The organism is Anaerolineales bacterium, assembly GCA_016928575.1.
Classification (GTDB): domain Bacteria; phylum Chloroflexota; class Anaerolineae; order Anaerolineales; family RBG-16-64-43; genus JAFGKK01.
In genome coordinates this window covers 1-11,267 of sequence record JAFGKK010000049.1, presented here as the reverse complement: position 1 = coordinate 11,267, position 11,267 = coordinate 1, and the positions used below count along the sequence as shown (strand labels likewise).

Below are 11,267 nucleotides of genomic sequence, written 5' to 3'. Positions count from 1 at the left end.
GCCGCCTGCCCTGCGGGGAGCGTCTTGACCGCGGGAGGGTTTTACACCAACTCCGACGGCAGCGCGCGGGTATTTCTCAACGCCCTCAGATCGTTGGGTTGGCAAACCAGCGTCCGGAAGCTCACCGGCGGTACGCCGATCCTCAGCGTGAACACCATATTCCTTTCCGGCCTTCCGTCGATCGCTTCCACAGCCGTCGGCCAGGCGCAGACCGCTGCCGGCGAGAAATGTTTCACGCAAGCCTCCTGCCCGCCAGGAAGTGTCCTCAAAGGCTTGGGCTTCGCCTCCGGTCCGGAGGATATGTGGGTCTACCGCAAGGCCTACGTCGATGCCCGCGCCCACAGAGTAAACCTCTCCAGCATGAACCAGACAATCCGCACCTACGCGCTCTGCCTTACGGTCGCGGGCACAACGACCGTCCAGGCGACCAACTCGACCACCGTCGCGACGCACTCCACCGCCGCGCTCGAGATATCCTGTCCGCCCGGGACGGTACCCACCGGAGCAGGATTCGCACTCGCCCAGCCGCTCAACATGGTTGGCTTGTTGAAGAAAACCGGCCCCAACATGATCCTAGCCAAGGCTTCGAATCTCTCGGGATCGAACCTGGCACTTACCGCCTATGCGTCGTACCTGGCTATCTCCTGAAACGCCTTCTCCAAGAACAGGACGGGCGGGCTTTTGCGGGAAAAAGAAGCCCGCGCGTTTTTCTGCCATACAAAAGAAAGAAAAGAGAACACGGCGCCGTTAACGTCATTGGATCGCGCCCTATTTCACAACTCCGGGAAACGCACAGGCCAATGCATCGGAAGGAAACGATCCAAAAACCTCTATAAAACCTCGCTCTTTCCGCTATTTCGCCGCCTCAGGCGGCTTTTTCTACTACAATGAGTGTAGTACCCATTAATTGGCTTGTCTTTTCGAGGAGGGAAATATGAAAAAACGCAAGCAATTACTTCCTCTCGTTGCAGTGATCGCTTCCACCATGGCCTGCATCCTGCAGATGGAGGCACCTTTCACCCTAAGCCCTGACCAAGTGAACACCCTCGCCGCGCAGACGATGGCGTTCCTGCAATACCAAACGTATGTTGCCCTCGGCACACAGGCACTTCCTCCACCGGCGGATACAGCCGCTCCTCCGTCGGCCGCCATCGACACACCCACCGGGGCCCTCCTGCCGACGGTCACCCAAACCGGCACAATGCCCCCCACCGCAACCTTCATGCCAACCGTGACGCCCACCGCCCTCCCCTGCAACTGGGCGCAGTTCATCTCCGATGTCACGGTTCCGGACGACTGGGAAACCACGCCCAGCGACCACTTCACGAAGACCTGGCGCTTGAAGAACATCGGCTCCTGTACGTGGACCTCCGGCTACGCCCTGGTCTTCGACCACGGCGAACCCATGGGCGCTCCGGCACCGCAGCAACTCACCACCGGCACCGTTCCGCCGGGCGGCACGATCGACGTTTCGGTCGACCTGGTTTCCCCGGCGACCGCAGGCACCTACCAGGGATTCTTTATGCTGCGCGCCTCCGACAGCTCCCTCTTCGGGATCGGCGCCGGCGCCGACGAGGCGTTCTGGGTGAAGATAAAAGTCTACGAGCCGACCCTGCCGCCGCCTGTCGTTGCGCCGACGACCCACGCCGTGTACAGCCAGGTGACCGTCGCGCCCGGAACCGTCGGGCATACCACGGCCACCTGCCCGGCCGGGACCGTCGTCACCGGGGGCGGCTATTCCGTCTCCAACACCGGCATGTGGGCCTACATCCAGCGCAAGAACGGAAACGGCTGGGTGGTGTATGCACAGAACAACAGCGGGGCCAACAAAACGTTGACGGCGTATGCGGTTTGCCTGACCTACCCCTCCGCCGCCACAAGCGACGTTTCCACAAATCGATCCGTCGCGGCCGGGCACAGCGAGAGTATGACCGCCGCTTGCCCCGCCGGGACCGTGGCGGTGGGCGGCGGGTACACTGGGTCGGTGGAAGGAAAGCTGATCACATATTTCAGCGGACTGAGCGGAAACGGCTGGAGGGTATCGGAAAAGAACATAGGCTCCGGCACGGCGAACTTCCACGCGTACGCCGTGTGCCTGAGCGGCGTGTCCGCCTCCACCACTTCCGTATCCGGGCATGTCGACATCCCGCCGTCCTCCGGCGCATTTGCAGAGGCCGTTTGCCCGGGCGGGATGGTCATGACTTCCGGCGGGTTCAGCATCGACACGGACCTCGTGGTGTACTATACGTCTTTGTACAGCGGCAAATGGCGGGTGTACGCCCACAATACCGGAACGCATACCCAGGCGCTTGCCGCCCGTGGAACCTGCCTGTCGGTCTCGTAAGCGAAAGAGTTTTCGCTTCGCGCGCAGCGGGTTTCCGGCCCTTAGACGCTCTTCCGGAAAACCCCCGACACTGCTGGACGAAAAAGAAAGCCGCCGGCCTCATATCCAGCCGGCGGCTTTCCTGTGTTTGCCGCTTTCGTGCGGCGGCTCGTGCGCAAGCCTATACGGGCAGCAAGTTCAGCCGCACCACGACCGCTTCCGTCGCGCCGGGTTCGACCGCGAAGTCGACCGTCTGTTCGATCTCCCAGGCCAGGATTCCCGGCCGGCAGACGGGCGGCGCGGAATCCGGCCGCGAGACGTGGCTGACGATCACCCTCCCGGTGCGCAGGTTCTTGACCGCCGGCGAACGCCGCGGCCCGACGGCCGCCGCCTCGTATGCGCGGCCGGGGAAATCCAGCGCGGCCTGATAATCCGGGCAGACTTCGGAAACGATCCGCAGGCGCACCCGCACGGCGCGCATGTCGACGTTGCGGAAGCGGTAGACCGCGCGCACGCCGCTGGCGGTCAGGCTGACGCGTTTGAGGAGCCGCAGGCGGTAGCCGAAGAAGCGCAGGAACACCACCGCCCCTTCCGCCAGGCGGAAATCCATCCGCGGATCGGCCTTCTCCTCCGGTCCGTCGTCGAGTGAGAAGTAGTCGTTCAGCGCGCGGCGCCGCGCCGGCAAGGAGGGCCGCAATTCCGCGGAACGCAGGCGCGGCCAAACCGGAAGCGGCCCGGTTATCAGCGGAAGGTTTTGCCGCTCCAACCGCGGCAGTCGCCGTTCGCCCCCCTCCGCCTGCATTTCCGGGAGCGGATCGCCCTCCTGCGGAAGCCAATCGTCGGGCATGGGCGCGAACTCCGGCGGTTTGGCCTCGATCAGGATCGTGCCGGTGGGGACGGCCAGCGGATTTCCGACCAACAGTTGGCCGCGGGCCAGGTCGGCCCATTTCAACAGCCTTCCGCCGTAAGGCGAAAGCAGAGCCAGCCGGTCCCCCTTGCGGAGCAGGACTTCATCCTCGCCGTCTCCGGTCAGATCGTCGATGTGCGCTTCGAACGGGGCGCTTGGCGCGGAGGCGGCGAGTTCGGCGGCCTTGGCCACCGCGATCGCCGCGCCGATCCCCTCCCAAGCCGGATCGCCGCGCCCGCCCACGCCCACCGCTCCGAACCTGTCTTGGTGGGCGCAATATACCCGCTCGGCGAGGGCCATCAATCCGCGTCCGGGGCCGGGCGCTGTGGCCGCCGCCGATTCTTCGGACACGGCCAGCGCCGCCTCGGAGGCGGCCATCCGCAACCTGGCGGCGGTGTGCATCATGCGGAAATGCTTGAGCCGCGGGGCGCGGTTTTGGAAGTCGCCCCAATCGGCGTACCCCTCCTCGTGGAGGGGAAAATCCGGATCCGCCAGCGCCCGGTCCATCAAACGGCTCCAAACCGGGCCCTTAAGCTCGATCGGTTCCTCCCCTTCCGGGGCATCCTCCAGAAAAGCAAATTCGATCCCATCTGCGCGTTCGAGCCAATCCAGCAGTTCGTCCAAGCCGGCGGCGTCCGCCCGCGGATCCAGCCCGAAGTCGTATCCCCACAGGCCGAAGGCGGCGGCGTCCTCGGCGCAGACCGGAAACAGCCGGTCCGCGTCCGGATGCTTCCGCCAAAGGTCGAGGGCCTCCTCCAGGACGCCGCGCCGGCGGAACCAGGCGGCGAAATCCAGGCAGTCCCTCAGGCGGGCGTCGCTCCAGGCCGCGTTTAATTGCCCGCCGCCGGCGGCAATCCGGCCTACTCGCGGCGCATCCGTCCCGGCCGCCCGCAGGGCGCCATCCTCCAGCGCGAGGGTGCGGTAGCCGGCGTCCACCAGCATGCCGGCGTGCCGCGCCGCAAAGGCGCCGTGCGGGGGCCAGAAGGCCGCCGGTTCGGCTTCGAAATACTTCTTCAGCGCCGCGCGGTGGACCGCGATCTGGCGGACGTTGTCGGCATCGTCGCCGGCCGGGAGCAGGCACTGCGCGTACGTGCTCCCGAGCAGGCGGAAGCGGCCCGCCTGCAAGCCGGATTTCACCGTTTCGAGAAACGCCGGATCAAACCAGGCGAGCGCTTCGATCAGCGGGCCGGAGAGCATCAGGTTGATTTTCAAACGGGGGTGGCTGCCCAGCACGTCCAGCACGCCGCGGTAGCCGATGCGGGTTGCCCGGTCCGCATGCTCGCACAGGGGTTGGTGGAAGAGGAAACACAGCGCCAGGCGAAGGGTCATCGATCGCGGTGGAAGGGATGTGGTGGAGGGATTATACCCGACCCCTCCCTTTTATCCCCTCCATATTTTGGTAAGGGGGGTTGAAGGTCGTCCCTGCAGTTTTTAATCTTGATCCAAACTCTGTCCTCTCATCCCTGCCCGTGACGCATACTGTCCTATCCTCCCAACCCCGGCTTCCCGTCGCTTTACTTCGCCTTCCCTCGCGTCGCTCGGGACAGACGCTCGGGACAGGCGCTCGGAACAGATTCCGGTTCCCCTTCGCAGAAAAGAGAAGCGGGTTGGGTCGGGGAAACAGCAAGGGGTAGCGGCATGGATATAATTCCTTCCCATGGATATCTGGCGTCTGGTCTATGATCCGCCCCGCGACGGCGCCTCGAACATGGCCGTCGACGAAGCCTTGCTGGAAGAAACGGCGGCCGGGCGCAGCCTGCCCACCCTGCGCCTGTACGCCTGGGAGCCTCCTACGCTCTCGCTGGGATTCGCCCAGCCGGCGGCGGACGTTAACCGCGAAGCGCTGCAACGCCTGGGCTGGGGATTGGTGCGCCGGCCGACCGGCGGCCGCGCGATCCTGCATACCGACGAGCTGACTTATTCGATCACCGCGCCGGAAAGCCACCCGTTGATGCGGGGCGGCGTGCTGGAAAGCTACCGCCGGCTGAGCCTGGGTTTGCTTTCCGGATTGCGGCGCCTGGGCGCGGACGTGCGGGCCGATTCCGGCGGCCGGGCGCGCGCCTCGGGCAATCCGGTCTGTTTCGAAATCCCCTCCAAATATGAAATTTCCTCGGGCTGGCGGAAGTTGATCGGCAGCGCGCAGGCGCGGCGGCTGGGCGGCGTGCTGCAGCACGGTGCACTCCCCTTAGGCGGGGACCTCTCCCGCATTCTGCAGGTCCTCGCCAAGGCCGAAACCACTCCGGAACGGATCCGCCGCCGCGCGGCGACGCTCGGCGAACTGCTCGGGCGCGAGGTTTCCTGGCGGGAGGCGGCTGACGCCGTCGCGCGCGGCTTCGCCGAAACGTTTGAAATCGAATTTCAGCGCGGGGAACTCTCCGAATCAGAGAAAACGCGCGCTGATGAATTGGCGAATGAGAAATATGGGACGGCGGGATGGACAAACCGCGTATAACCCGAATGTCGCCTCGGGAGAATTTTCGCTTTATCCAATTCTATAAACCCATGAGGGATAAATAATCGCCACAAACAGCACAAAATCCACAGAATTTTTTCGAATCGATTATTCTGTGCCCTTTGAGCTCTTTGCGGCCGTCCTTTTCCTTACCCAAGGTCAGACCTCTTGCCACAGAGGGTACAGAGGACACAAAAAAAACGTATCTCCTCAGCCCCCCGTTCCTGCCCTTTCCTCACCCCCAACCCCACAACCCCGTCCCCCTCTCCTGACTTATTCCAGGAGAGGGGGACGGGGCCAGGGGATAGGGGTGAGGATGGAAAAGAGCAGGATTTCATTTCAGTATTACTGAGGCTGAGCAGATACAAAAAAACATAGAAAATTTATATTGTGCCCTTTGTGCTCTCTGTGGCTATAAGATCTTGCTATTGGTTTTAGCAGAAAAATCGGAACCGGAGAGGTTTTCTTCATAAACATGCGCCAGGGAACCGGCGCGCGGGAAATACGGAAGCGATGAATGGGCGAGCCGGGTTGTAGGCAGGCGCGGCTCAGATCACCCGCAACAACACAGAATCCATCGCCAACAGCGAGCCGTCCGCCGCGCTGAGGTCCAACACCTCCAGGCGGATCCGGGTACCGGCCGGGATCCCCGCCAGATCGATCGCAACGTTGAAGGTGCCGGGTGTGCCCATGTCCTCCGATGCCACCATCAGCGGGCCGCCGTCGAGGCCCTCCCCCGCCGGACCGTAGATCCGGTAGGTCAGGGTGTTCTCGAAGGGCGAGATGGTAATCGTGCCGGTGAGCTGAACGGAGCCGGAGACCTGCGCGCCCTCGGCCGGGCCGGTGATCGAGATCGCCCGCTCCGCCCCGCCCGGCGTGCGCGAGACGAACCGCCGCAGGATCAGCTCGTCCCCTTCCAAACGCAGAGTCTCCACCACCGGAAAATCCGGACAGCACATCGGATCCTGCGCGGCATGGATCACGGCGTCGACGACGATCCGCCCGCCGATGATCACCATCCCGTTCAGCTGAGCCCGGTCGTCGAGGAAGCGCGAGCCGGATTGTACCGGCGCGCCGCCTTGGTTGAGGACCGCCACCACGTTCATGAAGAAGCCGGTCCCGCCCATGTTCTCGGAAAGCACGATCGCCGCGTCTTCGGCACCGTCGCCGTTCAGGTCGCCGAAGGCGATCGGATCCATCAAAGACACGTGGAGGATGTTTTCCATCGATTCCGCCCGGTCGTATCTGCCGTCGACCAGCGTCACCGTCTCGCCGGATTCCGGCAGCACGTAGGTTCCGTTGCGGAGCATCTCGGCCGTCAGCGGCTGGACGGTGGGAGCCGGCGGGGCGGCCGTCCCGGGCTGCGCGGTGGGGAGAGCAACCGGGACGGTCTTCTGCACAGAGCCGCCGGGAGTGGCGCCGCCCGGCGGGAAGTTGCAGGCCAGCGCGGCGAGGATCAGGACGATGCTCAGGGATGCAATGCGGGAGTTTTTCACGGGATTCCTCCGCATCCCATCCTACCTCCCCTTGTCCCTCGCTTCCTCGGGACATTCCCCTCCTCCCTTCCCGTAGTACGGGAAGGGAGGAGGGGATAGGGGAGGTAAGATGGGGTGGCGCGTTTTCAGGGCGTGGCGGTAACCGTGGGAATCGGCGGCGACGTGGAACCGGCCGGCACCGGCGTAGCCTCGATGAAGACGATGCTGCGGAAGCCGAGCGAAAGCACAAAGCGCTGCAGGAAGGATTGGCCGTTGATCATCGCCGTCCCGAGGATCCCATCTTCCAGCGCCGCCTTGAGGATCTCCTCCTGGGCGGCTTGGCGCGCCGCGGTCTCGAGGTCCTTTACGCCCGAGGCCAGCAAGCCGGTTTCGCGGTGGTAGACGTAGGTCTTGTCTTCGTCCAGCGTGGCGACGAAAACCTCGGCGGCCGGGACCACCATGTAGACCGCGCCCCCGGCGTCGATCCGCACGTCGCCCGTTTCCAGCCGACCCAGGTCGATTCCGGCCACCACCGTGCCATGCGCCACCAGCAGCAGCTTATCTCCGAAGAGGAACCCGAACGGCCCCTGGTTTGTTTCGGCGGTAATCACTTTTTCAACGGTGTACTGGACCGTCTCCAGGCGCGAAAGCGAACGGATTTCGCGCACCACGGTGACGGGATCCGGATAGATCGTCGGGGTCGGATGGGCGATCTCCTCGATTTTTTCGGCGAGTTTGTCCGGAAGGCCGGTAATATCATTGACCGGCTTGGCGATCGCGTACGCCGCCATCCCGACTCCCGCCGCCAGGATAATCAATACCCCGGCGATTAAAACCCAGACTTGTGCCTTTGTCATAGGGTTATTATACTTCCGAAGGGAATACCATGCCAGAAAAAATCCTGATCGTCGAAGACGAAACGGCTTTACGCGAAACGCTGGCCTACACCCTGGAGCGGGAAGGTTTCGACGTGCGCACGGCGGAGGACGGGAACCTGGCCCTGGCCGCTGCGCGGGACCAGGTCCCCGACATCGTCCTGCTGGACATCATGCTGCCCGGGATCGACGGCTTCGAAGTCTGCCGCAAACTGCGGGCCGAGACTAACGTGCCGATCCTCATGCTGACGGCGCGCGAAAATGAGATCGACCGGGTGGTGGGCCTGGAAATGGGCGCGGACGATTACATCACCAAACCCTTCCACATGCGCGAACTGATCGCACGGATCAAAGCTCAGCTGAGAAGGGTGCGACTCGTCCGGGAGGAAAAAGCCCCTCCCGCATCGAAGGAGCTTCCGCCGGAGGGACCCATCCTGTGCGGCGACCTGTCGATCAACATCGCCCGCAGCGAAGTGCTGCGCGGCGGCGTTCCTCTGCCTCTCAAGCCGAAGGAATACGAACTGCTCGTGTATTTCGCCCGCCACCGCGGCCAAGCCCTTTCCCGCGAACAGATCCTGCAGCGGGTATGGAGCTGGGAATACACCGGCGACAGCCGGACGGTCGACGTCCACGTCCGCTGGCTCCGGGAAAAAATCGAAAACGACCCGGCGCACCCCGTGCGCCTGGTGACCGTGCGCAGCGCCGGTTACCGTTTCGAGGGGTAATGAGACTGCCGAACCTGCAGGCCATCCGCTGGAAGATCGCCCTTCCCCAACTCGGAATGTTCCTATCGATTCTGTTGGGATTGTTGCTGTTCCTCACCGGGTTCGTGCGCCAAGCCTACCTAGAAACGCTCACCAACCGCCTGGAGGCGGAATGCCGCCTGCTTGCCGCGAGCGTCTTGGCCTTGCGTCAGGGCGGCGCGTCGGTTTCGGAGTTGGACGCCCTGGCACGCAGCGCGGGAGGCAGCCTTGGTCTGCGGATGACGATCATCGATTCCGACGGGACGGTCTTGGGGGATTCGGAGGCGGATTTCGCGGCGATGGAAAACCACCTCACCCGGCCGGAGGTGCAGCAAGCCCTGGCACAAGGGCACGGCTCGAGCGTCCGGCACAGCGCCACCACCGGCATTGAAACGCTCTACGTCGCCGTTCCGATGACTAAGGCTGATTCCCCAGCGGGATACGTCCGCCTGGCGGTGCCGCTGGCGGAAGTGAACGCCTACGTCCGCAACCTGGAGACGACGCTGCTGGCCGCCATGGGGATCGCCGTATTCGCCTCCCTGATCTTGTCCGTCTTTGCGGCCCAGCGCACGACCCGCCCCCTGGAGGAACTCACCGAAGCCGCCAACCAGGTGGCGGACGGGCAGTTGCAAACCACACTCCTCCCGATCGGCCGGGACGAGATCGGCCGGCTGACGGAGGCGTTCAACATCATGACCCGCCACCTGCGCCTACAATTCGAATCCCTGCGGACCGAGCGCGGGAAATTGGCGGCGGTGCTCTCCCAAATGACGGACGGTATGGCGATTCTGGATCCGCAGGGGAAGATCACGCTGATCAATCCGGCCGCGCGGCAGATGTTCGGCATCGCGGAGGAGAAAGCCCTGGGAGCCACCATTGTGGAAGCCTTCCGCTATTACCAGCTGGTTGACCTCTGGCGGAATTGCCGCGACAGCGGAAAACCGCAGGCGGCGACCGTCGAACTGGCTCCGGAGGGCCTGCTCTTGCAAGCGGTGGCCACGCCGCTGGGCGAATCCCTGAGCGGATCGATCCTGCTGTTGTTCCAGGATCTGACCAAGTTGCGGCGCCTGGAAACGGTCCGGCGCGATTTCATCGCCAATATCTCCCACGAACTCCGGACCCCGTTGGCCTCCCTCCAATCCCTGGCCGAGACCATGCAAAGCGGCGCCGTCGAGGATCCCGCCGCCTCCGGCCGGTTCCTGGGCTTGATGCTGTCGGAAATTGACACGATGCATCAGACTCTGCGCGAACTGCTGGAGCTTTCCAAGATCGAATCCGGCGAACTGCCCCTGACGGCAAAGGCCGTCGATCCCGCCGCCCTGTGGAACAGTGCGGTGCGGCGCTTGCAGACGCTGGCCGAACGGAACGGTCTCACCCTCGAGAACCGAACGCCGGAGAACCTGCCCCCCGTCCTGGCGGATTCGGAGAAAATCGAGCAGGTGATGATGAATCTCCTGCACAACGCCATAAAATTCACCCCCGCCGGTGGGAGCATCGTCGTGTCCACCCAAACCGATGAGCAGGAAGGCACCTTTTCAATCCGGGATACCGGCGTCGGCGTCGCCGAGGAAGATCTCCCGAGGATATTCGAACGCTTCTACAAAGCGGACCGTTCCCGCTCCGGCGGAGGAACCGGTTTGGGGCTTTCCATCGCCCGGCACATTATTGAGCGGCACGGCGGGCGGATCTGGGCCGAGAGCGAGGAAGGGAAAGGCACTGCTTTCTTCTTCACACTCCCGATTGCCTCGGCGTCGTAAGCTCGTACCGCGGCGTCTCGGTCTCTTCCAGCTTGTTCACCACCCTCGATATTCCGCGCGCCACCACGGGAAAGCCGAAATTCACCAACAAACCCAGGTGCAACCCGGAAATACGGAGGTAAGTCAGCAATTGTGATTCAAAGACCGGGTGATTCTCCGTCGTGGCCTTGCATTCCACGATGACGATTTTTCCGACGACTAAATCCAGGCGCAACGGCACCGCCAACACTACTCCCTTGTAGCGCACGGGAAGCTCAAGCTGGCGTTCCACTGCCAAGCCGGCATTCTTCAATTCCCATTCCAAGGCCTGTTCATAAACGAATTCCAATAAACCCGGCCCGCCGAGCGTGCGGTGGACTTCGATCGCGGATTTTACAACGATTTGGCTGATCTCATTCTCGTTCATGATTCCCCCTATGATGGAATAATGTGCATTTTACCGTATAAGCCCTGGGAAGGAAAAGGGACACAAAGGCGCCAAGGCGCTGGGACGCAAAAAAATTTTACGGATTTGTCTCTTCCTTGCGTCTTTGCGTTTTTATCTTCTCCGCTTGATCAACCAGGAACGCAAAGGCGCCAAGGCGCTATGGCGCAAAAAAGAGCATCGGGGATTTGATTTTCCTTGCGTCTTTGCGTCTTTGCGTTTCCATCTTCTCCACTTGATAAACCAGGAATGCAAAGGCGCCAAGGCGCTATGGCGCAAAAAGAGCATCGGGGATTTGATTTTCCTTGCGT

General features: G+C 63.1%; 10 protein-coding genes. 6 read left to right on the top strand and 4 right to left on the bottom strand.

The features are described 5' to 3' along the window. Together JW929_06380 and JW929_06375 are read left to right on the top strand one after the other, a co-directional pair. Positions 1 to 648 (top strand): hypothetical protein (locus JW929_06380; protein ID MBN1439022.1); only part of this gene is annotated, 648 nt, incomplete at its 5' end. 286 nt (positions 649 to 934) lie between these two features. After that, positions 935 to 2,344, top strand: coding sequence for a hypothetical protein (locus JW929_06375; protein ID MBN1439021.1), 1,410 nt, complete (start codon positions 935 to 937; stop codon positions 2,342 to 2,344). 160 nt (positions 2,345 to 2,504) lie between these two features. On the opposite strand, the gene JW929_06370 is transcribed toward JW929_06375, so the two are convergent. Beyond that, positions 2,505 to 4,559 carry a hypothetical protein gene (locus tag JW929_06370; GenBank protein MBN1439020.1) on the bottom strand — a complete coding sequence of 685 codons (2,055 nt, stop codon included), beginning with the start codon at positions 4,557 to 4,559 and terminating at the stop codon, positions 2,505 to 2,507. Between the two features lie 328 nt (positions 4,560 to 4,887). On the opposite strand from JW929_06370, the gene JW929_06365 reads away from it, so the two are divergent. Further along, the gene (locus JW929_06365; protein MBN1439019.1) at positions 4,888 to 5,682 is read left to right on the top strand and encodes a lipoate--protein ligase family protein; all 795 of its coding nucleotides are present in this window, start codon (positions 4,888 to 4,890) and stop codon (positions 5,680 to 5,682) included. Positions 5,683 to 6,230: 548 nt separating this feature from the next. On the opposite strand, the gene JW929_06360 is transcribed toward JW929_06365, so the two are convergent. Together JW929_06360 and JW929_06355 are read right to left on the bottom strand one after the other, a co-directional pair. Further along, entirely contained in the window at positions 6,231 to 7,178 is a 948-nt protein-coding gene (locus JW929_06360; protein MBN1439018.1) for a hypothetical protein, read from the bottom strand. 125 nt (positions 7,179 to 7,303) lie between these two features. Beyond that, on the bottom strand, positions 7,304 to 8,014 hold the full coding sequence (locus JW929_06355; GenBank protein MBN1439017.1) for a DUF4230 domain-containing protein: 711 nt from the start codon (positions 8,012 to 8,014) through the stop codon (positions 7,304 to 7,306). 29 nt (positions 8,015 to 8,043) lie between these two features. On the opposite strand from JW929_06355, the gene JW929_06350 reads away from it, so the two are divergent. Both JW929_06350 and JW929_06345 read left to right on the top strand, forming a co-directional pair. Beyond that, positions 8,044 to 8,757, top strand: a complete 714-nt coding sequence (locus JW929_06350) for a response regulator transcription factor (protein MBN1439016.1) — start codon at positions 8,044 to 8,046, stop codon at positions 8,755 to 8,757. Beyond that, a complete protein-coding gene (locus JW929_06345; protein MBN1439015.1) occupies positions 8,757 to 10,532 on the top strand; it encodes a HAMP domain-containing protein in 1,776 nt (591 codons plus the stop codon). The genes JW929_06350 and JW929_06345 overlap by 1 nt, the downstream gene beginning before the upstream one ends. Here JW929_06345 and JW929_06340 read toward each other — a convergent pair. Then, the gene (locus tag JW929_06340) at positions 10,504 to 10,938 is read right to left on the bottom strand and encodes a GxxExxY protein (GenBank protein ID MBN1439014.1); all 435 of its coding nucleotides are present in this window, start codon (positions 10,936 to 10,938) and stop codon (positions 10,504 to 10,506) included. The genes JW929_06345 and JW929_06340 overlap by 29 nt on opposite strands. A gap of 145 nt (positions 10,939 to 11,083) precedes the next feature. Between JW929_06340 and JW929_06335 the strand changes: the two genes are divergently transcribed. Further along, positions 11,084 to 11,267 (top strand): hypothetical protein (locus JW929_06335; GenBank protein MBN1439013.1); only part of this gene is annotated, 184 nt, incomplete at its 3' end.

What these genes read in the sequence shown, in the direction of transcription:
- JW929_06365 (MBN1439019.1), top strand. Translation starts at nt 4,888, where the DNA reads ATGGATATCTGGCGTCTGGTCTATGATCCGCCCCGCGACGGCGCCTCG.
- JW929_06340 (MBN1439014.1), bottom strand. Translation starts at nt 10,938, where the DNA reads ATGAACGAGAATGAGATCAGCCAAATCGTTGTAAAATCCGCGATCGAA.
- JW929_06345 (MBN1439015.1), top strand. Translation starts at nt 8,757, where the DNA reads ATGAGACTGCCGAACCTGCAGGCCATCCGCTGGAAGATCGCCCTTCCC.
- JW929_06375 (MBN1439021.1), top strand. Translation starts at nt 935, where the DNA reads ATGAAAAAACGCAAGCAATTACTTCCTCTCGTTGCAGTGATCGCTTCC.
- JW929_06350 (MBN1439016.1), top strand. Translation starts at nt 8,044, where the DNA reads ATGCCAGAAAAAATCCTGATCGTCGAAGACGAAACGGCTTTACGCGAA.
- JW929_06370 (MBN1439020.1), bottom strand. Translation starts at nt 4,559, where the DNA reads ATGACCCTTCGCCTGGCGCTGTGTTTCCTCTTCCACCAACCCCTGTGC.
- JW929_06355 (MBN1439017.1), bottom strand. Translation starts at nt 8,014, where the DNA reads ATGACAAAGGCACAAGTCTGGGTTTTAATCGCCGGGGTATTGATTATC.